At 57.4% G+C, this 25,037-nt stretch carries 20 protein-coding genes and 1 pseudogene; 12 read left to right on the forward strand and 9 right to left on the reverse strand.

The annotated features are described in order from the left end of the window. Window positions 1–419, reverse strand: a 419-nt coding sequence (locus PPP56_RS10090) for an IS3 family transposase (protein WP_353563920.1), incomplete at its 3' end; no start/stop codon positions are given. A gap of 32 nt (window positions 420–451) precedes the next feature. Beyond that, a complete protein-coding gene (locus tag PPP56_RS10095; protein WP_353563921.1) occupies window positions 452–766 on the reverse strand; it encodes a transposase in 315 nt (104 codons plus the stop codon). Between the two features lie 128 nt (window positions 767–894). On the opposite strand from PPP56_RS10095, the gene PPP56_RS10100 reads away from it, so the two are divergent. From PPP56_RS10100 to PPP56_RS10125, 6 genes are all read left to right on the forward strand, one after another. Next, the gene (locus PPP56_RS10100; protein ID WP_353563922.1) at window positions 895–1,590 is read left to right on the forward strand and encodes a hypothetical protein; all 696 of its coding nucleotides are present in this window, start codon (window positions 895–897) and stop codon (window positions 1,588–1,590) included. Window positions 1,591–1,782: 192 nt separating this feature from the next. After that, window positions 1,783–3,387 carry a formylglycine-generating enzyme family protein gene (locus tag PPP56_RS10105; protein ID WP_353563923.1) on the forward strand — a complete coding sequence of 535 codons (1,605 nt, stop codon included), beginning with the start codon at window positions 1,783–1,785 and terminating at the stop codon, window positions 3,385–3,387. 111 nt (window positions 3,388–3,498) lie between these two features. After that, window positions 3,499–4,644: a formylglycine-generating enzyme family protein gene (locus PPP56_RS10110; RefSeq protein WP_353563924.1), complete on the forward strand. Its 1,146-nt coding sequence runs from the start codon at window positions 3,499–3,501 to the stop codon at window positions 4,642–4,644. A gap of 123 nt (window positions 4,645–4,767) precedes the next feature. Then, window positions 4,768–5,430 (forward strand): hypothetical protein, encoded by a 663-nt coding sequence (locus tag PPP56_RS10115; RefSeq protein WP_353563925.1) that lies wholly within the window; start codon window positions 4,768–4,770, stop codon window positions 5,428–5,430. Between the two features lie 121 nt (window positions 5,431–5,551). Then, window positions 5,552–6,628 carry a hypothetical protein gene (locus PPP56_RS10120; RefSeq protein WP_353563926.1) on the forward strand — a complete coding sequence of 359 codons (1,077 nt, stop codon included), beginning with the start codon at window positions 5,552–5,554 and terminating at the stop codon, window positions 6,626–6,628. Between the two features lie 359 nt (window positions 6,629–6,987). Further along, the gene (locus tag PPP56_RS10125) at window positions 6,988–7,767 is read left to right on the forward strand and encodes a hypothetical protein (protein ID WP_353563927.1); all 780 of its coding nucleotides are present in this window, start codon (window positions 6,988–6,990) and stop codon (window positions 7,765–7,767) included. Window positions 7,768–8,467: 700 nt separating this feature from the next. On the opposite strand, the gene PPP56_RS10130 is transcribed toward PPP56_RS10125, so the two are convergent. The 6 genes from PPP56_RS10130 to PPP56_RS10155 form a co-directional block, all read right to left on the reverse strand. After that, complete coding sequence (locus tag PPP56_RS10130; protein ID WP_353563928.1) at window positions 8,468–8,869, reverse strand: ExbD/TolR family protein; 402 nt, start codon at window positions 8,867–8,869, stop codon at window positions 8,468–8,470. A gap of 53 nt (window positions 8,870–8,922) precedes the next feature. Next, the gene (locus tag PPP56_RS10135; protein ID WP_353563929.1) at window positions 8,923–9,618 is read right to left on the reverse strand and encodes a MotA/TolQ/ExbB proton channel family protein; all 696 of its coding nucleotides are present in this window, start codon (window positions 9,616–9,618) and stop codon (window positions 8,923–8,925) included. Window positions 9,619–9,837: 219 nt separating this feature from the next. Continuing rightward, window positions 9,838–11,448: an SPOR domain-containing protein gene (locus PPP56_RS10140; RefSeq protein ID WP_353563930.1), complete on the reverse strand. Its 1,611-nt coding sequence runs from the start codon at window positions 11,446–11,448 to the stop codon at window positions 9,838–9,840. Further along, complete coding sequence (locus tag PPP56_RS10145; RefSeq protein ID WP_353563931.1) at window positions 11,423–11,647, reverse strand: HU family DNA-binding protein; 225 nt, start codon at window positions 11,645–11,647, stop codon at window positions 11,423–11,425. Before PPP56_RS10145 ends, PPP56_RS10140 begins: the two co-directional genes overlap by 26 nt. Before the next feature lie 129 nt (window positions 11,648–11,776). Further along, the gene (locus PPP56_RS10150) at window positions 11,777–13,510 is read right to left on the reverse strand and encodes a TonB-dependent receptor (RefSeq protein WP_353563932.1); all 1,734 of its coding nucleotides are present in this window, start codon (window positions 13,508–13,510) and stop codon (window positions 11,777–11,779) included. A 93-nt stretch (window positions 13,511–13,603) separates the two neighbouring features. Continuing rightward, window positions 13,604–16,594 carry a tetratricopeptide repeat protein gene (locus tag PPP56_RS10155; protein ID WP_353563933.1) on the reverse strand — a complete coding sequence of 997 codons (2,991 nt, stop codon included), beginning with the start codon at window positions 16,592–16,594 and terminating at the stop codon, window positions 13,604–13,606. A gap of 187 nt (window positions 16,595–16,781) precedes the next feature. On the opposite strand from PPP56_RS10155, the gene PPP56_RS10160 reads away from it, so the two are divergent. From PPP56_RS10160 to folB, 4 genes are all read left to right on the forward strand, one after another. Further along, window positions 16,782–17,144 (forward strand): hypothetical protein, encoded by a 363-nt coding sequence (locus PPP56_RS10160; RefSeq protein WP_353563934.1) that lies wholly within the window; start codon window positions 16,782–16,784, stop codon window positions 17,142–17,144. 256 nt (window positions 17,145–17,400) lie between these two features. Beyond that, on the forward strand, window positions 17,401–18,333 hold the full coding sequence (locus tag PPP56_RS10165; protein WP_353563935.1) for a PfkB family carbohydrate kinase: 933 nt from the start codon (window positions 17,401–17,403) through the stop codon (window positions 18,331–18,333). 44 nt (window positions 18,334–18,377) lie between these two features. Continuing rightward, the gene (locus PPP56_RS10170; protein ID WP_353563936.1) at window positions 18,378–18,521 is read left to right on the forward strand and encodes a hypothetical protein; all 144 of its coding nucleotides are present in this window, start codon (window positions 18,378–18,380) and stop codon (window positions 18,519–18,521) included. A 12-nt stretch (window positions 18,522–18,533) separates the two neighbouring features. Further along, a complete protein-coding gene (gene folB / locus PPP56_RS10175; protein ID WP_353563937.1) occupies window positions 18,534–18,896 on the forward strand; it encodes a dihydroneopterin aldolase in 363 nt (120 codons plus the stop codon). Window positions 18,897–19,191: 295 nt separating this feature from the next. On the opposite strand, the gene PPP56_RS10180 is transcribed toward folB, so the two are convergent. Next, window positions 19,192–19,563 carry a high-potential iron-sulfur protein gene (locus PPP56_RS10180; RefSeq protein WP_353563938.1) on the reverse strand — a complete coding sequence of 124 codons (372 nt, stop codon included), beginning with the start codon at window positions 19,561–19,563 and terminating at the stop codon, window positions 19,192–19,194. A gap of 929 nt (window positions 19,564–20,492) precedes the next feature. Here PPP56_RS10180 and PPP56_RS10185 point away from each other — a divergent pair. Next, window positions 20,493–23,822, forward strand: a complete 3,330-nt coding sequence (locus PPP56_RS10185; protein ID WP_353563939.1) for a TonB-dependent receptor — start codon at window positions 20,493–20,495, stop codon at window positions 23,820–23,822. A gap of 115 nt (window positions 23,823–23,937) precedes the next feature. Then, window positions 23,938–25,037: pseudogene (locus PPP56_RS10190) on the forward strand (hypothetical protein); the annotation flags it as partial.

Genomic DNA, 25,037 nt, shown 5'->3' on the forward strand with positions numbered 1-25,037 from the left:
ACACGGCGACTAAACACGTCGAGAACAACGGCCAGATAGAGAAAGCCCGCATCGGTTGGCACGTACGTGATGTCAGCCACCCAAAGCTGGTCGGGTTTCTCGGCGGTAAAGTCGCGCTCCACGAGGTCTGGAGCCGGGCGTACCGATGCGTCCCGGATCGTTGTAACGGGCCCTTTGCGGCGGCTTACGCCCACGAGGCCTGCTGCTTTCATCAGACGAGCTACGCGCTTTTTGCCCACGCGGATGCCTTTTGATTGCAAAGCGGCGTGGACGCGAGGCGCGCCGTAGGTCCCGCGGGACTCGTCATGAATGTCATGGATTTTTTCGGTCAACATCGCATCTTTTCGGTCTCGCTTTGAGGGCGGGCGAGTGCGCCATGCGTAGTAGCCACTGGTGGAGACCTCCAGGACTCGGCACATAACGCTAATTGGGAATTCGGCCTGATGCACTCTTATGAATCGGAAGATCTTGGCGGTAGATCTTCTGTCTCCCGAGCGAACCAAGCCGTCGCTTTTGCCAGAATGTCACGTTCCTGCTTTATCTGACGCAGCTTCTTCCGTAGCTCGCGGAGTTCCTCACGTTCATCCGTGGAAAGCCGATCGGCGGTTTTGCCGTCGTCGCGGTCGGCCTGCTTCATCCAGTTTCGAATGGTTTGTTCTGTTGGCTCGAACTCATCGGCCAGCTCTGAGGGCTTCCGTCCGTTGCGAGCCAGTTCGACGATCCGATCTCGAAAGTCTTGAGGGTAGGGGCGGCGTGTTCGTGGCATGAGTCATTCCGGTTCGTGAGTAAAGTGAAGGAATGTCCATCAAACCGGGTTAGGTCCAGTATGCGGCAAAGCGGTACACTGAGCACGGTTAGAGCACTCGATTCTCAAAAACTCACGGCGTTGGGTACATGCCTACCAGAATACCATACGTAATCACATTTGTATTTTTATTCGTTGCTGGCTCGCTCCTGTTTGCGCCTGCACAGGCGCAAGGACTACAGGGGCTGGGTGTAGAGGAAGACGAAGAGGAAGCGTCAGGGAGTCCGTTTATCCATGGCGTTAAAATCGGGTTCGGAATCAATACATACCAAGGAGACCTGAGCCGGAATCCGAACAATAATGTACTCAAGTATGCAACCTCTGCCAACCCCTCAGCAATGGTAGGTGTGGACTGGCGCTTCGGCGAGTTCGAGCAGTATGGCCTCAACACAACGCTGCAGTATAACCGTGTTGCGGGAAAGACGACCGGTCAAAATGTACCACTTGAGTTTACAAACAACCTTCTTGCCCTTGACTTTACGGCCGATTACGATCTGCCGTACATCCAGCAAGGGCTGTTTCGTGTTTTTCTGGGGGGTGGACCGCTTTTTGTGATTGAACCCACTTACGAGAACTTCCCGACCGATGACGATCGGTTCGATGAGCTTGGAAGCCGTGTCACAGGGTCCTTTGTAGCAGGCGTATCGATGTTTGACACATTTCGCATCGGGGTCCGCGTTCCAACATCAGGGATGATTGATGGGCACACGGGCATCGACGGTGTGAAGCGACCTGATTACGTTGGTTTTATCGACATTACCTACCGATTTGATCTGCTCCGTTAGGGGCTTGTTAGTACGCACCCGGAACCGAACGGGCGATCAATAAAGGGGGCTATGCACCTTGCAATCTGCGTAGCCTCTGAAGCAACCCGCCTCTGGATCTGCTTTCTGAATTCTGCACTTTAATACATAACCATGCGAATCAGGCACACTTTTTCAACGCTTACTGCACTGTTGGTAGCCGTGCTTATCAGTATGCCAACAGATGCGCTCTCGCAGCGACTCTTTGTCTCCGGCGGCACCTTGCTCTCTCAAGAGACAGGGCTCTCGGAGCTGGACGGCACCAATCCAGCTATTTCAGGCGGGTTTATGCTTGATCTGAATAGCGTAGCCCGACTTCGAGGAGGGCTCACCTATCAAGAGCTTACCTCAGCAGATGTTGGGGTTGAGTTTCACGTGCTTGGCTCGGATTCCCCGGTTAGCCCATACATATATGCAGGTTACGGTCGGTTCATATTTGGCGAGGAAACGGAGCGTGCACTGTTTCCGCTTGGACTGGGGCTTGACTACGCTATCGGTCGTGATGTCAGCCTGAAAGCCGAAGTTGCGGGTCGATGGGCCTGGACGGAGGAAATCAGTGGAGGAACAGTACAGCCCGAACTGGTGGCCAGCTTTATGCCGACCCTGGGTGTAGTGTATCGTCTGAATCGCATTGATCGTGAGGTGCCTGCTCGCGGAGTGCGCGACGATCGTGATGCATTGGCAGAAGCCAGTGCAGCGGAGTGTGGGCCTTTTGGATACTGCCCAAGCGACGACGAACTGGCTGTTTCCGATCTGGAGTTTGATATTCCTTACACTAAGCAAGAATTGGTTGCCAGTGGAAGCCCACTAACCCTGCCACGGACAGTAGAAGTCGCTCGCTTCTACGGTGAATTTGGGGATCCGGGGCGTCTGCCATATGACCGCGAAGTCGATCCCGATGAAGACATATTTGAGTTTGACGATCACAGCGACATGGTGCGTCTTCCCAGTGGCACATTTTTGATGGGGCCGACGGATCCACGCAGTGATCTGGATCAAGATCCGGGGCGTCTCCGCATCTCGATGAGCGGATTCTTTATGGATCAGAACATGGTCACGAATGCCGACTACCAGCGCTTTTTGGATGATCTGACCGGTGAAGAGCTCCAGAGTAACGAATTGAATCTCCCAGATGCAGAGGCAGAGCGCTACTTTGAGCGCGAGCCCGACTCGCCTGTCTTGCATGTTACCTGGGACCAAGCTGATGCGTACTGCGAATGGCGCGGGCATAGCCTGCCGACCGAGGCGCAGTGGGAGTACGCTGCACGAGGCGGTGTTCTCGGAGCTGCATATCCGTGGCCTGGGCTGAGCGCCGAGCGCCGAGGGCAGCCACTTGCCAACTTTAACTCGTCTAACCCTGACCCTGTTGGTTCTTACGAACCCAATCGGTGGGGGCTCTTCGACATGGCAGGCAACGCCTATGAGTGGACAGCAGATGCCTGGACGCGCGACTACGGGCGCCACGCAGAGCGTAACCCGCGCCACACCAACCCCCGTGAAGACCAGCGGGCCATACGTGGTGGATCCTGGCGTTCAGGTGAGTTTGAGATTGGCGTTGGCGTTCGTGAACGGGCTCCGCGAGACATTCCGCTGGAACGTGTGCGCGACGAAACGTCAATCGGTGGTGACGAAATCAGCTTCCGCTGCGCGGCTACACTTAGTCAGATAGATATTGATGCTTTTGAGGAGGAAGAGGTTGAAGCTCCTCCGGAAGCAGATGCCCCGGACGTTGGTACAGATGAAGAGAACGATATCGATCTTGAGTTTCCAGAGCCGTAGTGTCTAATAGCCAAAATCTCCTGCTATAGACACATGCCGCACAGTGGCTTCTGTCGCATGCAGGCCTCTTTGTCAATCAGAATTACACATTGCTTTTAACAGCTCACAAGTATGAAAACAGCAAAGAATAGACTGGCATATTGGCTCTCTATCGGTGCAATAGCGTCGGCAGCTCTGCTGGTGTTTATGGTATCGTTTGGAGGCGGTCAAAGCGCTGTTCTGGCAGATGTGGAGCGCGTGGGAGTCAGCAGCGAAAGTGACACTCCTGAAGAAAAGTCTGCTACAGAAGCAACGCGAGCAGTCTTTGCTAACGCTGCATTCAGTTCCACTGCCTCTAACGACGACCCCACGCGCCCCTCGTATGGTGACATGGTCCGTCTTCCCACAGGAACCTTCATTATGGGGCTGACGGACGAAGATGTCTACGATCGGGAGCAAGCCGGGCGCGTTGTGCTTGCTATGCCAAACTACTATATCGATCGGTTTGAAGTGACCAACCGTGAGTATCTGGAGTTTATCCAAGACCAAAACGATGCGAGCCTACTACCTGATGTCAGAGCATGGGGAGGCGATCGCGATGCCAAGCGGAGCTACCTCGCTCAGCCACAGTTTCAAGACCACCCTGTTCTCGGAGTCACTTGGGAGAATGCACAACGCTTCTGTGAATGGAATGGAAGCCGACGCCTCCCGACCGAGGCCGAGTGGGAGTATGCAGCTCGTGCAGGACAGATAGGGGCCGTCTACCCCTGGCGCGGATTCCGTACTACAGATGGACTCGGTCGTTATCTCGCCAATTTCAGCCCTGAAGGAAATCCTGCTGCAACAGGCTACTCCCGCACAGCACCCGTTGGCGTGTTTCCGCCGAATCGATGGGGAATCCACGACATGGCGGGAAACGCAGCAGAATGGGTCCAGGATACATACAGTCCGACCTACGACCATTACGAGTCAGGGCAATCTGATCCGGCTCCGTTTGTTGATGAAACCCGCAATGAGCGTGTGATTCGCGGCGGGTCTTGGGCGTCGAACTCTTTCGACATTGGTGTAGGGGTTCGTAACAGCCAACCCCAAGATCGAGGGAGCCAAGAGATTGGATTCCGCTGTGCAGCCGATCTCACCCAGGTTGAAGGAACAGGCGACATTCCGGATCTTCCAGGCGTGCAAGAAGCAGAACCTCAGGAAGAGCCACAGGATGATATGGAGTTTCCCGAGCCTGATACAGAGCCTGAGTTTCCCGAACCTCCTTCGGACATGTAGGGCAGCTAACCGTTAGTTTCGAATCAATACCCTGATGCTGGTGTGAGATTTGCTCACGTAGACCTCGTACCACTCAGGCAGTACCACTATAGCATCGCTTCAAACCAACAACATTTAAGCATCATGGCTAGTAGTCAGAAAGAATACATTCTCGAGCTGACAACAAAGGTGCTCGGTTTCTTCATTGGAATCTTCGGTGCCGCCGCAATCCTCGGGGTGTTCTTCAAGATCTGGGATAACCCGGCAGCTGAACCCTACGCAGATACGTTCATGGTCGTAGGCTTCCTTGGTGAGGCCGGAGCTTTTATCATCATGGGAATGCTTGAGCTTGTCCAGGCTTTCTTCATGGAGCCTTACGAAGAAACGGAAGAGGGCAAAAAAGCAGCCCAGGGCGCGGCGAGTGCTGCCGTTGTTCAAGCAGCTCAGGGTCCTGCCCCGAGTGCCTCAGCGCGCAAAATGATGGAAAAAAAGGTCAATGATGACCTTAACGTCATGATGAGTGCGCTTGGGAAAGAAATTAAGCAGTTTGGTGGAGAAATCCATGACATGGCTGGTGAGATGAAACGAGCCCGTGTAGCCGTGAAAGACATGCGTACGAAGCTGTCTGAGGTAGCAAGTGGTGAGCTTGCAGAAGATGCGAGTCGCCTCGGAGAAGGAATGCGCACGCTCGGAAACGAAATGGAAGGCGCGGGGTCTACCGTAGAAGATATGCGGAGTGATCTGGACGAGATGCTTTCCCGCTTCCGTACATTCAACTCTCCCAACCAAGGCAATGGAAAGTCTTGAGAGATTGACTAAGGGTTTTGCCCTGCGTGGATGCCTTCGGAGTAGAAACACTAACGCTGCTCCCTGAGCCCACATCATCCTGCTATCTGCCCGTAATGTGCTTCTTTGAGTACCTTCTTTTATGAAAGACGCAACAATCAGAATCAAAACGCTCAGGTACCAGATTATGCTGGCCCTGTATTTGCCGATTCTGCTATACGCCTTCAGCACCTTCGATATTGATGCCAGCACTCCTTTCTTCCAGAGCATTGAGTCTCTGGTCGTAGGGCAAGAGAACATGGTGCTTGGTCAGACTCACCAGGCCGGTGCTTATCTTGCGGCTGCACCGACCGAGTATGAGATTAGGGTCGATGACGACCGTCTTCGCGTCGAAGAGATAGAAGGCCGAGATGGTGTGACGCGCTCCATGATCGTTATGGACACTGGCAACCTCCTCGAAGAAGGGCAAGACCGCGCTGAGATTGAGTACGAAGCTACGCTCGTCTATCGCGACGTAGAAGGGAATTCGATCGAAGAGCCTGTGAGGGGGAGCTTCGTTGTGAACCGTCCCGAAGTATTGGCCCAGACCGTTGCCGCCGACGCGCTATACAGCAACGTCCGCAATGAAGTCCGTATCCAGGTGCCAGGGTTAGAGAACGAGCCTCTGCGTATAGAAGGAGAAGGACAATCCGTTGAGGGGATGGAGCGAACACTTGCGCTCAGTCCGGCTGGTGGACAAGAGTCAGTTGAGGTGTTTGCATACTTGCTCCAGCAGGATGGCAATGACATCGCACTCGGAAGTCAGTCATTCGGTGTGATTGCGCCGCCTAACCCGACTGTTAGCCTTGCCCGTGCAGATGGACCAGCACTTGAGGCTGGGGAAAGCCTTAGAGGTATAGGGCAAGTTGAAATTGAGGTACAACCGAATGCAGAGTTCGCAAGTCGTTACAGCAGCGATGCCAACTACTTTGTGGATGGCGTGACGGTTAGCTACCGAGACGGGATTGGATTCCGCGACTTTGACGACACGGAGTATAGTCTCAACACGAGTACAGGTGTACTGGACATGACGCAAGGACTGAATAACCGGGGCATCACACCAGGCACGGATATTCGAATTCGGATAACGGGCATGTACCGGCAGAATTATGCTGGGCAGGCAATCAGAGGCGAGATTGATCTTTCGCGTGTTACGTCTTCATTTAACGTACAGCTTTAAACCAGTGGCATCTGCGCCTCATTCTGAAGGAAATCGAGACAAACCTGTCTTCCGCTTCAGTAGAGCAATGTAAAAGTCACTGGTGCACGGAACGATAAGAAGAATGTAACGCAGTAGCGCCGGCGTCAATTAAGATTAGTGGCACAGGCTTTGTGTAATCCATATTGCGAATGCCTACTCTACATAACTCCCTGACGCCAATGACGGAGCCGGTACTACAAAAGCCTACATCATTCCCCGAATGTGCTAATGCTTGTTATGAGGGGGAACATCAGCCTGCCAGTTCCTGCAAGGGGTACAGTTGGCCCGGTTCCCAGTACGCAAGCGTTTCAGATACCTATAACATCAACAGATTCAATATGTCTAAAGTAAGTAAACTGCTCTCAACGCTTTTCTTACTGCTGTTCGTTTCGCTGTACATAACTGTCGAAAGCAATGCACAGTGGTCATCAAACGTGCAACTCATTGTGCCGATGTCTGCAGACCGGTCTGTTTCTAATGCCGACTTACAGCAGGCTGATGAAGATGCCGAAGACGCAGACGGGGTAACGATTAGCTTTCGGAATAACGACTTGGTTCAAGAAGCACTTCAGGGACTCTTTGAGAGGATGCGCGACGAAGATGTCGAGGTGCTTGTTTCTGAGGACTACGTTAGCGGCGACGAGCCTGTTGAGATGCCGATGAACGACATGTACGACACGATTAGCCAGCACTCGCACTTTCAGGGGCTTGTTCGGGGTGCCCTTGAGAACGTAAATGAGATCATTCTCGGGTACGATCTGCGCACCACACGGCGCGGTCCAGTGCAAGATATCTCAGAGATACAGATCGCAATTACAGACCGAACGGGTACGCAACGGACTGTAGCACGAATCGAAGATCGGCAGCTCATTGAGTCACTCATCAGTACGGGAGAAGTGAACACAAGCTACATCAATCAGCAGGAGACGATGACGTATGGCGACGTGCTGACTTTCGAGAACGTTGTTACCGATCCCCGCCGAAGCGTTACCCTCTACCGCCTCAATGGTAACGACCCGAGCGTGATGGTCAATCAGCAAATGAACGAGGAACTGAATCGCCAGATCCTCCAGGAAGTACTGAGTGAGTGGCGCAATCGCCGAGATCGCCGAGGATAAGCGCGACTTCCTACAGCATCAACAATAAACCCATCGCACTTTGAGTGTGCCATACGACAGGCTCCCCCTTCTGCTTGTAGGCAGAAGGGGGAGCCTTTTTGTGCATACTGCCTGTAGGGAAGGTTTGCTCAACGCCGAGAGCCGCATCGAAAAGATGGATAGATTTCGATCAGGGGCTCTATGAGCCTGTTTTGATTTCTTAATTTGGGCGCCCCAGGAGTACGTCCTCCCTGCAGCCAGGGCGCTTCGAGCGGCTCCGCTGGGCTGGGGCCGAAGGTCATGCCTCTGGTGCAAATTGTCCCCGATATACGGGCGTCAGTCGGGCTTGCGCCCTTGTGTCGGCCTGTAGCCGGGGTTGCGGGCCGATTTCTGTGATACGATTCTGGATTGCAGGTAAGACGGGCAAGATAGGATAAGCTACCCGTCTGGAACTGACGGGATAGAAATGAACATCAAGGGCTACGTCGGAACCTGATGGTTCGAAGAAGTCAGGGTACTCGCTATATGTATCCATGCATCTTCATAGATATAGCAGAGATATAGCAGAGCACTGGCTCCGTCGTTGCCAGTCGTAGGCTGAGGCGATACGACACGTTGAAACTCAGCGACTAAAGTAGAAAGGGTCTGTGTATAGCAGCTCGTCCATTTCCCCACGCGAAAGTGCTATTATATGCCATGAGAGACGTACGTCCTAAAAGAACTACTCGCGGCGCTCTGTTGCCATAAGCACACGCAGCTCAAGAGCCTGTGCAGCTGAAGCAACGGTGGCAAACTGACGTATCGTGGCCCCTTCATCAGCTCGCAAGATGACGGTTGTGGTCTCTGTGCGACGAGCCTCGCGAATGCGCTGACTCAACTGCGCTTCAGGTGCAGGCTCTCCATCTACAAAGTAGCTTCCGTCGCTTGTGAGAGAAACAGTGATATACTGCTGTTCTACCGGGGCAGAGGCATCGACCTGGGGTAGCGTGACCTCGATGCCAAGCTGGGGGACAAAGCTTGAGGTGAGAAGGAAAAAGACGAGAAGCAATAGCACCACGTCGGTCATGCCCGCGAGGCTGATCGACGAGACAGGGGGACGAGACGGCTCAAAGTCGAAAGCCATATCTTTGGGATTCAGGCAGTTACAGAGAGCAACAGGTTGGCGTCAGGACGAGTTTACGTGACAGGTTCCTGAAGCAAATCGATAAAGTCTGTCGCCGAGCGCTCCATTCCGTTTGTGAGACGTTTAATACGATCCAATAGGTAGTTATAGGCCAGCGAGGCAATAATCCCAACGAAGAGGCCGGCTGCAGTTGTAATCAGTGCTTCCCAGATCCCGCCAGCCAGAACACTTGGATTCACGTTCCCTTGAAGACTTTGGATATCCTGAAAAGCGCGAATCATGCCCAGCACCGTTCCAAAGAAGCCGAGCATGGGTGCTACGCTTGCGATGCTCGCGAGGATATTGGTGCGCTTCTCCAGCAAAAACGTCTCGTGCTTGCCAGCTGCTTGCACGGCATCTTGAATCTCAGATATCGGACGCCCGAGGCGCTCCAGGCCCTGGCGAATGACGCGCGTAATAGGCACGTCTTTCCGCTCGCAGTATGCGATGGCGCCGTCGATGTCGTTCGACCGAATGTAATCACGCACTTGATCTGTGATCACTTCAGGATTGCTTGACGCTTGCCGGATCGTCAGAAGGCGCTCGATAAAGAGGTAGACGGCAATGAAAGAGAGCAGCAAGATGGGAATCATGACCCATCCGCCCTGAATCAAGATATCGAGCACCGACATGGTGCCTTCATCGGCTGCTGCCGCAAGCGTGTCTTCAACAATACCGGATGCGGGCGGAGCCTGGAGACGAAGGTACATAAGCAACAGCGTAGATAGAAGAAGACGAAACGGTGATAAGCTAAAACAAGGTCAAGAAGAATGGGATGCAACCCCATCTGTTACGTAGAGCGCACAAGTCGCATTTTCGTACAGTCCTCGCCTAACCCATAGTAACTCCTGGCGCCACATGCAAGCAACGTAGTACACAGCAAAATCAGTACAGCGGGCGCGATCTTTCAGGAGCCCCCGCGTTGCAAGTTACAGCTGGAGAGACCAGGCATCATCTGGCATGAGGGCGCTATGGAGCTCGCGTGTCTCCTGCGCTTCCTCCTGAGAGGAGAACTGCCCGATGACAACGCGGTAGCGCATCGTTCCATCTGGGCCCTCACTCGGAAGAATACTCACAGGCAGGCCTGTACCCTGAAGCGAAGAGGCATAACTTTCCTGCAAGGCCTCTGCCTCCGACTCCTCCGTACGAGAGGCCACAACGAGGGTCCAGCCCCCTGCACTGGGGTCAACATCAGGGGCGGGCTGCCCAGTTTCGTCAGCCGGGTCCGAGGGAGGCGCCTCATCTGTATCGGGAGAGGCGCCATCGTCTTCGCTGTCTGTAGAAGCAGGTGAAGACGGTTCGTCAGCTGTTTCGGCATCTCCAGCGTCGTCAGCATCGGCTGTAGCTGGTGCCGGGTCGGCATCGGAAGAGAGCGACGTTCGCAGCGTTTCGACGACGGCACCGGGACCTGGCACAGTGCCACGCTCTCCAAGCACAATCCACCCTCCAATGAGGGCGGCTATCAGCAAAACAGCTACAAAGGCGATGCGCCCTTTGCTGCTTTGTGGAGAAGCATCCGCTGAACTCTCGACGGACGCAACGTCTTGTGGATCGTCAAGCTCCCGGGTTGATTGAGATGAGGCTCCTGATGAGGAAGCGGATTCCGTTTCCTGAGACGCCCGTGCTGGACTCTCGTCGGAGAACGATGCATCCGCAACGGATGCCGACGACGCACTGGCTCCGGTTGTTTTGGCTTCCTCACCCTCAGACGTATCGCTAAAATCCTCGTCGGGCTCGTCGCCAAAGGCGACACTCGAAAGGTCCCACTCTCGATCCCGGCTCCAGAAATCGTCATCCAGCGGGTCATCGTCTGAAGCGTCCGTGTCTGGCAGGTTTTCGTCAGGAGGATGCTCTGATTGCTCTGAGGAGGATGCTCCGGATGATGGCTCCGTTGGCGTTGTTTCGACTGCGTCGGTATCCGCGGCTGCTTTAGAGGCAGGCGCTTCGTCATCAGAATCCGTTTTCTGGGATGACGATACAGGGCGTGGGGATGCAGATTGTACCGGCCAGAGGGAACCGGTGTCAGCTCCCTCGTCTTTTTTAGATGCACCGGACGTCTGAGACGAGGAGGGCGAGGGGGCTGTAAACTCTTCGGTTGCATCATCATCTCGCTGACTCTGCGACGCTTGCGGGGAGGCACCAGAGGGCTCTGCTGCACCAGCCTCCTGAGAGGGTGAGGTGCTTTGAGAAGTCGACTCGGATGCCGAGCCCGGTACGTTGCTGGAAGCCTCGTCACCGGGCGTCTCAGTTGGTACAACGGGCTCCTGATCCAGACCAGCATACGCCTCATTGGCCGCCTCTTCAAGAGCAGGTGCGGGGTCGAACTGCAGATTCCCGTCGCTATCCATAGCAAACGTACCCAGATCGGGAATGGTAACCCCCGACTTTTTCTCGGCACGCTGGCGTATCTGTTTGAGCAGCGCCTTCAGTATTGGGGCTGTCTTGGATTCAGGAAGCTCCAGCCGTTTCGACAGTTGAGATAGCAGGCGATCGGACATAATGACCAGCGAGCGTTCATGAATTAAATGACGAGTCGTCATGGGGCACGAACGTAATTCGACCCTGAGGCGGAGACCACACAGGCGAATCCGATGCATTCGCATCCTGCACCGTGCTGGATGCATGTTCTACCTTCAACGTGCCAAGATAAGGCAGTGTCACGTCGTTCCCTTCTGCCAGTTCTTCCTGAACCACAGCACAGAACGACTCAAGGACCACTTTCGGAGACGGACGAGCCATACAAGTTTAGGTACTGTTTTGAGTTATGGTGAAAGTCTGCCTACTGTAGACTACCACATTTTCCGGCCATCGTCAACAAATAATTCGTAATGCTCTTATCTGGAGGAGCTCAGTTATCACAGGGTTCAGTTACCACAGGATACGCACGCCGCCACCCACACGCGCTACAGGGCGCGGATAGCCCGGCCATTCGGTCATGTTGTTAGAGCCAATGTCTTGCACGTATCCGGTAAACTCAATGTTGGGCGTCACCTGAACGTCGCCCGAAAGGCCCACCCCAACAAATCCTGGGGCCGACTGCATCCCCTCGCGGTCCAGGTCGCGGGGGCCCTGACCACGCAGGTGGACCTGCACGCGCGCCCGCCGGTCTGCAAACTGATAGCCGACGGTTGCCTCGGCAGAAGCGCGAGGTACAAAGGGAAGCCCATCCGCATCCGCAAGGCTGCCTTCGGTATAGGTGAATGCGACGGTGCCAAACCAGGGAGAGAGCGCCTGCAGTGTTGCATCCAGGCCAACCTCCCACGCGGTGGATTCGCGGTAGAGCGTAGCGTACAGTCCCGTAGCGTTTGCGATGCCGAACTCAAAAAACTGTCGTACGGGGCTGTAGCGCACGCCGCCGTACAGATCAACGCGCAGCGGTCCGGGCGACCACGATGTACCTGCGGTTGTGTTCAGCGTGTGTACGGTACCCCCAAGGTCAGCTTCGGTGCTAAGGTAGGGATTGGTGTGCAGAAGGTCGATGGGGGTATGAAGCGTAAGCGTAGGGCGCTGCTCAGCATAGAAGCGCCAGTCTGCGGCAGGCATCCACTCCACGAAGCCATACGGTGCGCCATACGTGCTCGTAGTAGGACCATCGAAGCCGGGGCCTTGCTGGCTGGTTACGAAACTCATGAGCGCTGCGCCCGCCTCGACCGTTAAGCCGGGACGGTCAACAAGACGTGCAATTCCGTACAGGGTACCCTGGCGGCTGTCTCCAGAAAACGCGCCGTTGCCATCATGCCCCACGAACTCTGTTTCACCCTCCAACATGAAGTCGAAGACAGCAAGCGGAAACGTGATATCGAGCGCCGACGCAAAGCGATGCGTTGTCGCTTCGGTAGCAGGGGGCTGCGTTAGAGCCGGAAGAGGATCGGTCTCCACATCGTGAACGCGATACCCGACTGTCCATGCAAGCGGCAGGCCCTGGTGGATGCGCAGCGTGTGCTCGGTTCCAAGAGCATATGCACGGCGAGCCGGACTTTCGGTAGCGTTCGATGCCGCTGCCTGCAGCGCATAAAGGTCGTACTCGTCGTAGGCCCCGTCTACGGTCGAGGTAAGGCTCCACGATGCCCCCCGGTACGAGAGGTCGATTCCACCATCGGCGCTGTCATAGGCGGTTCGTGCATCACTCTCGGCAAACGGGGTGTCGCCGCGCATCCCTTCATAGTCGCCGTGGAGGCGCAGCGAGGTGTTCGTGCTGACTGGAAACTGCAGCTCGGTGGCCACGCGGCGTTCGGTGAATCGGCCGCCGCTTCCCTCCAGAAAGCCGTTCATGCCGTCGAGCAGCGCAGGCACAGGTAGGGAGCCGCCGCGATCTGCAGGAGGCGCAGAAAGGTCGAGCGGAGGCAGGGCATCAACGCGAAAGTTAAGAGGGGAGGCGCTTGGGAGGTCGTCGAGTGGGAGCGCTTGCACGCGCGTACGTGGCTGCAGCTCTTGCAGGGTCGGACGCTCCAGCGAGGGGAAAACCACGCGATACTCGCCACGGATCTCAATCTCGCGGGGCGTAATTTCGGGGAGTGCAGGCTCGGAGTCAGGGGCCTGTGCCCAGGTAGGGCCAGCGATGAGAAGCAAAAAAGTAAGCGTGAGGGGGGCGAAGCGCATCATATAAAGCTTGTAGAGCGTTCGGAGGGCAAAAATGAAGAGGCAGAGTACAGGACTCCAGGTCGTCAGGCAGCCGGGTAGTCGGGCAACAGCGTGCTACAGGGCATCGCGAGCCTGGCGGGCTTCGTCGGCGAAGGGCGTGCCCCGGTACCGGTCGATGACGCGGTCGTAGAGGCGCTGGGCTTCGCCCCGCTGACCGAGCTGTTCGTACGCGCGGCCCTGTTCAATATAGCTGCGTGCGATCCAGTCAGGAAAGCCCGAGTAGAGTGCGGGGATGCGTTCAAGTTCTGTGATGGCCTGGTTCGCCTCGCCAGCCTGGCGCAGGAGGCGGCCAAGACGATAGCGCGCCTCGGCACCGCTCTCCCCCTCGTCGGCTTCAGCGACCTGGCGGTAGAGGCGCTGGGCCTCTTGCAGCGACCCGTCTTCCTCGGCGATACGTGCTAGTCCAAGACGCGCTGAGGCCACCAGGCGATCGGAATCCTGTGCACGTACGATCTGGCGGAGCAGTTGCTCGGCTTCCTCGGCGCGGCCTTGCTGGAGCAGCGCCATGGCTTCGCCGTAGCGTGCACGGGCCACAACGTCGGTCGGAGCTTCGGGATGGTCGCCTGCACGCATGTACGCCTCCAGGGCCTGGCTGTAGCTACCGTCTTGCTCGTACAGCTCGCCAAGGCGCAGCGCAGCCTCGGGCACACGCGGATGGTCTGCGTAGCCGGAGACGAGCTGCTCAAAGAAGGTGCGTGCCTCAGCGGACTGCTGCTGCTCGGCATGGCCGCGACCGAGCAAGAAGTATGCTTCGGGTAGGTAGGTCTCCGTGTCGGCAACGCGTACGAACTGGCGCAGCTGACGCATGGCGGCTTCGATATCTCCGCTCTGGTAGGTTGCTTCGGCAACGCGGAAGCGAAGTGCGTCGCTTCGTGCGGGGTCGTCGATCCGAGAGGCAATCTCATCGATTAGGTCGCTTGCCCCCTCCATGTCATCTTGCACAACAAATGCAAACTGGATGCTGGACGCTGCATCGGCAAATACGCCGCTTTCCGGGTGCTCCTCCAAGACGACGCGGTACGCAGCGATTGCATCGTCAAAGTTGCCCATGTTAAAGTGTGCATCTCCGATGCCGTACTGGATGCGTGGCACACGCGGATGGTCGGGGTAGGTCTGCAGAAACGTATTGAAGGAAGCGAGCGCCGCGTCATAGTTCTGCATCTCGAAGTGCACGCGCCCGCGCCGAAAAAGCCCTTCAGGGTGCCACCGGCTTTCGGGAAACGTGTCGACAAGCTCGTCGAAGGCAGACACGGCCTCTGCAAACCGTTCACGCAGGGCATGGGCCTCTCCGATCTGGAAGAGCGCGTAGTCGCGGCCGGTTTCGTTGACCGAGGCGTACGCGTCGATCGCGTCATCGTAGCGCCGCTGCGCAAAGTAGCTGTCGCCAAGGCGAAGCTGGGCATCGGCGCGGTAGGGGATGCGCGTGTCCTCGTCATACGCGTCGAGGAAGCGCTCGAAAGCACGGGCTGCGTCGGGGTAGCGCTCCTGCTTGAAGTATGACCAGGCAATGGTGTACCGTGCCGCAGGGGCCGAAGCGCCCCGCGGGTTGTTCTGAACGTAGCGCTGCAGGCGGGCACGGGCGTCGCCGTGGGCCCCGGCAAGGAAAAGGCTCTCGCCTGCCCAGAAGAGCGCCTCTTCGCGCTGGTCGAGGCGTCCGGATTCGTGCACGCGCATGAAGGCGTCTGCGGCATCGCGATACTGACGGCTTTCGTAGAGTGACCAGGCCTGCTGAAACTCAACGGCATCGCGAATAGAGTCGGGGGCGGCTCCCAGTTCGCTGGCCCGGTCAAACGATTCGAGCGCCTGGCCCATATCCTCGCGCTGAAGGGCAACGTTTCCGAGCACCAGGTGCGCTTGCCCTCGCTGGGCAGAGCCGGCATACGACCTGAGGAGGCGCTCCATAGTTGCGCCCGCATCGTCGTAGTTGCCTTGCTGGTAGTGCAGGCGCCCCACTTCGAACAGGGCCTGGTCGGCTCGCTCATCCGAGGGGTTCCGGTCGATGTAGGCCGCATAGGCTTCGCGGGCGGCATCGGGGCGGCCGGCGAGCTGGTAGTTGCGAGCGGCCTCGAAGCGGGCCGTCTGTGCCAGGTCGTGGCGCGACTCGGCGACGCGGGTGAACTGCTCGGCGGCGCGTACATGGTCGCCCTGGTGATGAAGGGCCCATGCCTGGCCGTAAGTGACGATCGGAGAGGCGCCATCCTGCCGCTCGGCGTCGCCAAACGCCCGAGCTGCGCTGTTCCACTGCTCCGTATGCAGATAGGCATAACCGAGCAGTGTGTTAGCGCGTGCAGTGCGCTGGGGGGCAGCCTCCAGTACAGCGATTACATCTTCATGCTGCTCAAGCTGGGCGTAGGCATGAGCAAGCGGTTCGCGTGCCTGGTCGGCAAAAGGGCTGTTCGGGTAGCGGTTGATCACTGCCTGGAAAGCCCGCACTGCGCTGTCGGTACGATCGCCCTGCAGGTAGAGCTGCCCGGCCCGAAAAGCCGCTTCGGGGGCTTCGTCGCGCTCGGGGTGCGACTGCACGATCTCCACGTAGTGCTGCAGCGCGGTGCGCATCTCCCCATCGCGGTGGGCTTGCTGTGCCAGCATCAGGGTTGCAGGCACAGCCACATCGGGGTCGGCGCTGGTGCGCAGGCGCTCCAGGTACGAGCGGGCCGTTGCGGCATCGCCACGGACAAGCGCCTCCTCGCTGATAGCAAGCAGCAGGGTGCCTGCTTTTGGATGGGTAGGGTACCGGCGCTGCAGTACTTCGGTAAGGCGAAAGGCCTCGTCGGTTCGTTCGAGCGCCTGCATGGCACGAATCTCCAGGTAGAGGGCCTCGGGGGCCGCGCTATGGCGTGGATGGGCATGACGGAACGCATCCAGCTCGTGTGCCGCGGCGGCGTAGAGGCCCCGGTCAAAAAGCGTTTGGCCGCGCTCGAAAGCTGACGGCGCTGTCGTCTGGGCGGCACCGGGGAGCGGTCCCAGTCCGAAAAAGAGAAGCACAGAGGCAACCACAGTGAGGCGAAACCAGTGCATAAGCGAGTTGGCAGATACAGAGCACATAGAACAGAGCACAAACTAAACGAATCGTGTACACGCACCACCGGCGTGAATCCTGCGTGCGAACGCCTTAAACCGGCATGCGTGGTTGCGAATACGGGTCGTATCCCATACCCTACAGCAACAAGGTACAAGGCACAACCTACAATGCATAACGCAGACACACCACATCAGTCTCCGAAAAACTGCTATGGATACGCCATCCGCTGATCACCCGTCCTCCGATCCGTCTTCCGGATCGTCCTCGCAGCCCTCGTCGGGGCCCGCTCCCGACTCGCCCTTCGACACCTCGCCGAGCGAGCAGTTTCAGGGGCCGTCATCGCCTGCGTCCGGACCCTTCTCGGGCGGCGGCTCGCCGTTTGGAGCGGAGCCGCAGGGCGGGAACGACCCGTTTGGAGCGCCTCCGGCGTCGGTGTCAGACGATTGGAGTACGCTTGCTATCCCGGCATCGATCGCCGTAGACATGGCCCGCGACTGGGTGCGTGAGCGCCAGACCCCCGTGATGCTCGGCGCATTTGCAGTGGGCGTGTTTGTCAGCGTGCTGTCTCGCTAACACACCGCGCGCTAACACTCCACGCGCTAACACCGGTACCTCAGGCCAGGTGTTGCCGGGCACGACCCGAGCCGCAATCGACGGGGCGATCGTCTATGCTTGTGCCGGTACACATTGCCGATACTGCCCATAATTGGCCCGTACGTCATGTCCTTTGCGTATAATTCGAAGCCTGTAACCAACGTTTTATCGGCGTACTGAGTATGTTGGCTTGTTCGTCGCCGCCCATCCTTAACTGCCTTCAACCGCCTGACCTGTGAGCATACTCACTGTAGGAACCGTAGCCTTCGACTCCATCGAAACACCGTTTGGCAACGCGCCCCGTGTACTCGGCGGGAGTGCTTCATATCTCTCTCTTGCAGCCCAGTACTTCTGCCCTGATGTGCGGCTGGTCGGCATTGTGGGGGGCGACTTCCCGGAAGAATATGTCCAGCTGTTTCGCGATAGCAACGTCGACCTGCGAGGCCTGGAGGTAAAGGAGGAAGGCGACACGTTCCACTGGAAAGGGCGCTACCACTACGACCTGAACGAGCGCGACACGCTCGACACGCAGCTTAACGTGCTGGTCGACTTTGAGCCGACGCTTCCTGAAGACTACCGGTCGAGTAAGATCGTGTGCCTGGGAAATCTGGATCCGGCTGTGCAGCGCCATGTGCTTGAGCAGGTCGACGACCCGGAGTACGTGCTCTGCGATACGATGAACTACTGGATCGAGCATACCCCCGACAGCCTGCGCGAGACGCTTACGCTGGTTGACTGCCTTGTCGTGAACGATTCAGAGGCGCGCGAGCTGGCCGACGAGCCCAACCTGGTGCGGGCAGCCAGCATCATCCGAGACATGGGGCCTGAAACGGTAATCATCAAAAAGGGCGAACACGGAGCGCTGCTTTTCAACGGCAGCACGGTCTTCAGCGCCCCGGCATATCCGCTTGAAGACATCGAAGACCCCACCGGCGCCGGCGATACGTTTGCGGGCGGACTGGCGGGCTACCTGGTGCGTGCCCGTGCCTATGGCTCCCAAGAGCTGCGCCGCGGCATTATCTACGGAAGCGCTATGGCGTCGTTTGCGGTAGAACGCTTCGGCCCAGGCCGGCTGCTTGAGCTCAACGAGGATCTCATTCTGGAGCGGGCCCGCGCCTTTCGCGAACTCGCGGCCATCCCCAAGCTCCAGGCCTTCGAAACCGCATAACACGCTGCTACCCCCGTTTTTGCTCCGTTTGAGGTTTCAGGAGGATGCGAGACGTGTACGCCCACCTGCATGACCGCCTCTACTACGAGGCGCCCCTCTGGCTACAGCGCACGGTCTTGCGACCGCACAATCTGGGCAGCACAGGACGCCATGCGCGCGCTGCTAAGCTGGTTGCTACTCACGATTAGACCCAAGTATTTATGTACGGCACCGTTCGGCTCATCAACGCCGTGTTCTACGGCCACCATGGCGTCATGGAAGAAGAACATCGGCTTGGCGGCCGCTACGAAGTCGACGTGGCGGCAGATATGGACCTGTCTGCAGCTGTTGCGTCTGATAACCTGAAAGACACGGTCAACTACGAGGCGATCTACACGATCGTTAAAGAGCAGGTAACACAGCATGAGTACGCGCTCATCGAGCGCCTCGCTGGACTGATTGCGCAAGAGGTGGCGGAAGCACATCCGGCGTTAGATGCGGTTGAGGTAACGGTGCGTAAGTGCGGGCCACCAGTAGGCGGACTGGCAGGGCGGTCTGAGGTAAGCCTGCGTCATGAGGCGTAGAAAAGGGCTGTGCTGCGCGCATCTGCACCATCGGTAAAGCGCAGACGCTGCTCATCCGGAAGGGGATGTTTTGTGGGTTCACGAATTGTACGTATGCGCCGCAGACTTTGAGAGAGGCGGGGCGTTTTGCATCCCCCTGACCCCATGGCTGTTATGGATGGTTTCACATCCTGGCAGATCCTGGCACATCTTGGTAGGAGCGATCTACCCCCGGCACGTAAAAAGCCGCCCGAGGCAGCTGTGCGCTGCGTCGGGCGGCTCGGATTGGGCTGGGGTATGCCGTGCGAGGGCAGTATTAGCTGGCAGCGACCCAGGAGTTGCACCAGCCATCGGGGTGCACCGGTCCGGGGAAGAGATCGCAGCCGCCGCACTGTTCACCTGCTTCTGGTTCCTGCCAGAACGCGCAGTTGCTACAGAGTTCGTCGGGGTTCGGGGTTTCTTCGACGTACTGCAGCGCCTGTACCTGCTGCTCCCGGGTCTGAATTTCCTGATCGCTCAGCCCTGAAAGGTCGTCGCACGAAAAGTCTGCGTCGGCCGTGTCTTCGGCAGGGGCAGCGTCGTCGCCCCCGCATGCGGAGAGCACGGTACCTGCGCCAACGCCCGCAACGCCCAGTGCGCCGAGCCGCTGCAGGAATGAACGCCGTGATACATTATTGCTATCACTCATGGGTTCAAGATGTAAATGGATAGAGGGTAATCGGATGGAAGTTGCAACGCTTCCGGACATACAGGTTTCAACATAGCACTCCTAATTACAACCGTAATTCGGGAAGGACCTGCAAAATTGTAGCAACGATCCCATTTGGTAGAAAGGAGGATGAAGATGAGGCCGCTGGCAGAAGGGGAGTACGACAGGTGATAGAACATAAAAGATAGATTACATGAAATTGCCATTTCGGATCTTTCGGTTCTGCTTCGAAGAGATGTGTGTCAACCAGCCAGCTAAATAATGCAAAAGAGTGTGTACTGAGCCGGGTAAATTGTACACATGTGTGTGGAAGCGCTTTCAAAAGTAGTTGATCCTGCGCCGTTTACCGCTGATTGGTAGCTTATAGGTGCGTATACGCCGTGTGTATGCTCGGTGTAAGGAAGAAGTGAAAGAGGGCGACGTAGGCGGCAATGCAGGGTGGTTCTATGGCCAATTAGGCAGAGGCAGAGGGGAATTCCATTGTTATCGTATCTTAATGCACACGATCTTTATTGCCTTCTGCACGCAGAGCCGCTATTATAAGAACGACCTGTACACGAAAAGCGGGCACTCTGACGAATGCTTATCTTGCCTCTTGCTGTGTGTGTGTTGGCGTGAGCGCGCCCTGGCGCGCTCCGTATGCTTAGCATACATTCCAGGATGGCTACCCACCCTTTTGGTTCGGGCGCACTGGTCGGGCGCAGAAGTAAAGACCGCAGAAGTAAAGACCATGGTACCTGGTTCGATTGCGAGGAGCGCAGATCGGTAGATCGACCGCTTGCTCCCTGGCATGCACCTGGTTCTGTGATATGTGCTCTGCCGCCCTATATGTCCTAACAGATATGGCAGCCAAACGAGACCGCCCAGGTCCCCTCGATATCCAACGAACGTGACGTGACGTAAATACAATGAAGCCCTTTCGATCGCTACTATTTTTAATGCTGGGACTGGTGTTGACGGTGGGAATCGTTGACGTGCAGGCCCAGGGCACTCGCGCGTCGATCTCCGGCGTTGTGCTGGATGAAAACGGGGAGCCGCTCCCCGGTGCTAACGTGGTGGCTGTACACGAGCCGTCGGGCACCCAGTACGGAACCTCCACGCAGGCGAACGGGCGCTACAACCTGCAGGGACTGCGCGTAGGCGGGCCGTATACCATCACGGCCTCGTTCGTCGGCTACCAGTCGGTGCGTGAAGAAGACATTCGCCTGACGCTTAACGAGCGCCGCGAAATCAACTTCGACCTGCAGCTCTCTTCCGACGAGCTGGACGAGGTGCGCGTGATTGCCGACCGGGCTACGATCATCAACCGGAGCCGGACCGGCGCGCAGACCAACGTCTCCGAAGAGGAGATTGAGCGCCTGCCAACCATTAGCCGGAGCCTCTCCGACTTTGCACGCCTCACACCGCAGTTTAGCGGTACCGACGACAACAGCATCGGCGGACGTAACGAGCGCTACAACACCGTACAGGTGGATGGCGCTACGCTCAACGACGTGTTCGGGCTTGGCGGCTCAGGTGGCGTTCCCGGTGGACAGGCCGGCACGCAGCCGATTAGCCTCGACGCCGTGCAGGAGTTCAACGTCGACATTGCTCCATACGACGTGCGCACAAGCGGATTCACCGGAGGACGCATCAATGCGATCACAAAAAGCGGCACCAACGAATTTGAAGGCAGCTTCCGCTTCCTGGGGCGCGACCAGTCGTTTATTGGCGACCTGGACGGACAGTCGTTCGGCGATGAGTTCAATGAGCAGTACTACGTTGGAACGTTTGGCGGGCCGATCATCGAGAACGAGCTGTTCTTCTTCGTCTCGGCCGAGCTATTCCGTCGCGGTTCACCATTGGATACGCGCGTAGGCCTCAACATCGACGGCTCCAACTTCTTCCCCGCCGATCCTACGTTCCTGGATGAGATCCGCCAGGCTACGATCGACACCTACGATTACGATCCGGGAGGCATCGACCCGTTCACGCAGCGCACTGACAATGAGAAGCTGCTTGTGAAGCTGGACTGGACGATCAACGACCGCAACAACCTGTCGCTGCGGCACAACTTTGTGAATGCAGGTAACGACACGGGCATTGGACGCGGGTTCAACTCTTTCGCGTTTGCCAATCGTCAGTACGAGTTCACCAGCGTGCAGAACTCAACCGCGCTGGAGCTGAACAGCCAGATCAGCAACGCGCTGTTCAACGAAACGCGGCTGGTCTACACACGCATCCGCGATGAGCGCACGCCCAACGGCGGCGCGTTTCCAAGTGTTCGCATTGAAACAGGCGGAGACCGCATACAGGGGACCCGCAACATCGATATGGGTATTGGCCGCTTTAACCAGGCCAACCGTCTCGACCAGGACCTGATCGAGTTTACAAGCAACTTCTCGTATCGCCTGGGCGATCATAACATCACGTTCGGGACGAACAACGAGGTGTTTAGCTTTAACAACCTGTTCATCCGCGACTTCTACGGCAACTACACCTTCGAAGCCTTCACGGCCGCTGATGGCACGCAGGTGTCTGCGCTCGACGCATTCCTGCGCGGACAGCCGACAGAATACTCGCACAGCTTCGCAAACCCGGAGATCCATGGCGATAACTTCAGGCCGGAAGCCGACTTTACGGGGATGCAGTTTGGCCTGTATGCGCAGGATGAGTGGGACGTGACCGACGATCTGCGCCTGACCTTTGGGCTGCGCGCCGACATTCCGTATCTCCCGGAAGATCCGTCGCGTAATACCAATGTAGAAGACGCTTTTGGATTCCGCACCGACGAGGTGCCGGAGACGCAGGTGCTCTGGTCGCCTCGCTTCGGCTTTAACTACAACACCGGAGCCGAGCTGAACACCCAGATTCGCGGTGGAGCAGGCATCTTTAGTGGACGCCCCCCCTTCGTATGGCTGTCGAACCAGTACAGCAACACGGGCGTCGACTTCCTCCGCCTCGATCAGTCCATTGATCCTGAGTCTGCTTACGCAGATGACGTTGACGCCAACGGCAATCCGCTCGGATACAATCCGGATGCCAGCTGCTTCGACGGCAGCGGCGAGCCGGGTGCTGCGCCGCGTCCCGGAGCGGGCGACTGCGTGAACGCCGCAGGCGAGGAGATTCTGGGCACCGAGGCGACCACCGAGGTGAACCTGACCAACCCCGACTTCAAGTACCCGCAGTCCTGGCGCTTGAACCTGGCGGTTGACCAGGAGCTGCCGCTCGGGTTTGTGGCCACGCTTGAAGGACTCTACTCGTCGACGATCAACGACATCAGCGCCCGCAACCTGAATATTGAGCAGGTTGGCGAGTCGGCTTACGGACGTCCGATTTATGGCACGCCGAACAATCCGAATCGCGTAGATGATCGCTTTACTGAGGTCATCCTGCTTGAAAATGCAGGCCAGGGGTATGAATACAGCCTCACCGGTCAGGTGCAGCGCCGCGTTCCAGGCGGTATCAACGGAACCGTAGCGTACACCTATAACCGCGCCCGCAGCGTCAACAGCGGTACATTCGACCAGGCCGTTTCGCTATGGCAGCAGAACTTTATCGTAGACTCGAACGACCCTGAAATCGGGACCGCGGTCTTTGAAGCGCGCCACCGCATTCTGGGCACGGTCAACTACCGCTGGCAGTGGATGGACCGCTTCGCCACCAGCCTCGGCCTTGTGTACGAAGGCCGCTCGGGTCAGAACTTCAGCTGGATCTACGACGGGGTCGACGTCAATGGTGACGGATTCCGCTTCAATGACCTCGTTTTCGTACCCGAAAACGAGCGCGACGTGGTGCTCGCCAGCGAAAACTGGGAGCTGCTGGATGCCTTCATCGCAAGTCAGCCAGGGCTGAACGACTTCCGCGGCGACTTTGTGGATCGCAACTCGGGGCGTGCCCCATGGCGCCACCAGATTGATCTGCGTTTCACGCAAGAGATCGCCACCTTCGAAGGCCAGCGGATCGAGTTCATTATGAACCTCGAAAACGTACTCAACATGCTGAACGATGATTGGGGACGCATCCGGTTCTCAGGCTTCAACAACCAGTTTGCCTGGGGCTTTGATGGGTATGTCAGCGAAGAGGATATCGGCGACGCCATCGGTGGACGTGTCATTACGGCCGACGACATCGGCAAGCCGATCATCGACTTCGAGGACGAAGAGGCGCTGCGCCGCTCGCTAAACGACACGCTGTTTGGCACGGCAAGCACTGCCTCACGCTGGCAAATGCAGCTGGGCGTACGGTACACGTTCTAACCCTACCGGCACTTAGACCTGATAGCACGGGGCGCTGCGCCGTGCGCATGCATGTGCAGCGCCCTCGTGGTATCTCACGATCTGCAACCTACTGACTTTACTTTTACCTGGTACCATGACTTTTTTACGCCGTTTTGCTGCACCTGTAGCGGGTCTGTTCCTGCTGGCGTTCTTCGCTGGGTGCGATAGCGGGGATAGCGTCTCTGATCTCCAATCTGAACGTACAACTGTCGAGTTTGCGAATTCGGGTGCCGGTGCGGTTCCCGAAGATGGAGAAGTCTCGTTCGACGTTGTTATTCGCAACCCGGATGGGGAGCCTGTCTCTGTTGAGGTGCTCTACGCTGCGCAAGCAAGCACCGCAAACCTCGAAGCCATTGGAGGATCCTTTGGTGAGAATAACGTTCTTCCCGTGTCGTTTGGCCCCGATGCTGAAGATGGCGACCGCCAAACCATCACCCTCGACGTATCCAATGCCGATATTACCGGAGGTGCGCTTGAAGCACGCTTCGCGCTGCAGCGTCTCGAAAGCTCCGGTCGGGCCGAGTACGGAAATAACCGCGAGTTCACGCTCAGCATCGGGCCTATCCCGATCGCCGAAGCGCTGGAACGGGGCACCGGATCGGTTGTGACGATCCAAGGTACCGTTACCCGTGCCTTTGGCGACTACGCCCGCATCCAGGATGTGAGCGGCGACGTGGGCGCTACCGGAATGACGATCCGCCAGACCTTTGGTGATCTCGAAGAGCAGTTTTCGGATGACATCGAAGACGGCACGATCCGGGAAGGAACCGAACTACTTGTAACGGGCGAGCTCTCCGTTTTCAACGGACTCTTCCAGATCAATAACACAGATCTGAGCCAGTATACGGTGCTCGAACAGGGGCAGCCGGTTGATCCCATTCCCGTTACCCTGCAACAGGCCTCCTCAGGCGACTTCCTGAGCGTGCTTGTCCGCATTGAGGGTCTCGAGCTCACGAGCCCACCCAACACCTTTTCGAGCGGAACGAACTACGATGTGATTAGCACCGACCCCGACGACGATACCGAACTGGTACTCCGCATACAGGGCGGTGGCGAGTCTAACGTAGGAGGAGCCCCCGCTCCGCAAGAAGAGTTTACGTTCGAGGGTGTCATGGGCGTATTCGGAAGCCCACAGGTCCTCCCGATCTTGCGCTCCGACATCATCACCGACGAAGAGCTCGACGACCCAGACGA

It is taken from the genome of Longimonas sp. (assembly GCF_040409695.1).
Taxonomy (GTDB): Bacteria; Bacteroidota; Rhodothermia; order Rhodothermales; family Salinibacteraceae; genus Longimonas.

Excerpts from the sequence above, each read along its gene's own strand:
- PPP56_RS10115 (WP_353563925.1), top strand. The coding sequence starts at position 4,768 with ATGGCTAGTAGTCAGAAAGAATACATTCTCGAGCTGACAACAAAGGTG.
- PPP56_RS10105 (WP_353563923.1), top strand. The coding sequence starts at position 1,783 with ATGCCAACAGATGCGCTCTCGCAGCGACTCTTTGTCTCCGGCGGCACC.
- PPP56_RS10155 (WP_353563933.1), bottom strand. The coding sequence starts at position 16,594 with ATGTGCTCTGTATCTGCCAACTCGCTTATGCACTGGTTTCGCCTCACT.
- PPP56_RS10100 (WP_353563922.1), top strand. The coding sequence starts at position 895 with ATGCCTACCAGAATACCATACGTAATCACATTTGTATTTTTATTCGTT.
- folB (WP_353563937.1), top strand. The coding sequence starts at position 18,534 with ATGTACGGCACCGTTCGGCTCATCAACGCCGTGTTCTACGGCCACCAT.
- PPP56_RS10150 (WP_353563932.1), bottom strand. The coding sequence starts at position 13,510 with ATGATGCGCTTCGCCCCCCTCACGCTTACTTTTTTGCTTCTCATCGCT.
- PPP56_RS10185 (WP_353563939.1), top strand. The coding sequence starts at position 20,493 with ATGAAGCCCTTTCGATCGCTACTATTTTTAATGCTGGGACTGGTGTTG.
- PPP56_RS10120 (WP_353563926.1), top strand. The coding sequence starts at position 5,552 with ATGAAAGACGCAACAATCAGAATCAAAACGCTCAGGTACCAGATTATG.
- PPP56_RS10135 (WP_353563929.1), bottom strand. The coding sequence starts at position 9,618 with ATGTACCTTCGTCTCCAGGCTCCGCCCGCATCCGGTATTGTTGAAGAC.
- PPP56_RS10110 (WP_353563924.1), top strand. The coding sequence starts at position 3,499 with ATGAAAACAGCAAAGAATAGACTGGCATATTGGCTCTCTATCGGTGCA.
- PPP56_RS10170 (WP_353563936.1), top strand. The coding sequence starts at position 18,378 with ATGCGAGACGTGTACGCCCACCTGCATGACCGCCTCTACTACGAGGCG.
- PPP56_RS10160 (WP_353563934.1), top strand. The coding sequence starts at position 16,782 with ATGGATACGCCATCCGCTGATCACCCGTCCTCCGATCCGTCTTCCGGA.
- PPP56_RS10180 (WP_353563938.1), bottom strand. The coding sequence starts at position 19,563 with ATGAGTGATAGCAATAATGTATCACGGCGTTCATTCCTGCAGCGGCTC.
- PPP56_RS10095 (WP_353563921.1), bottom strand. The coding sequence starts at position 766 with ATGCCACGAACACGCCGCCCCTACCCTCAAGACTTTCGAGATCGGATC.
- PPP56_RS10125 (WP_353563927.1), top strand. The coding sequence starts at position 6,988 with ATGTCTAAAGTAAGTAAACTGCTCTCAACGCTTTTCTTACTGCTGTTC.
- PPP56_RS10145 (WP_353563931.1), bottom strand. The coding sequence starts at position 11,647 with ATGGCTCGTCCGTCTCCGAAAGTGGTCCTTGAGTCGTTCTGTGCTGTG.
- PPP56_RS10130 (WP_353563928.1), bottom strand. The coding sequence starts at position 8,869 with ATGGCTTTCGACTTTGAGCCGTCTCGTCCCCCTGTCTCGTCGATCAGC.
- PPP56_RS10140 (WP_353563930.1), bottom strand. The coding sequence starts at position 11,448 with ATGACGACTCGTCATTTAATTCATGAACGCTCGCTGGTCATTATGTCC.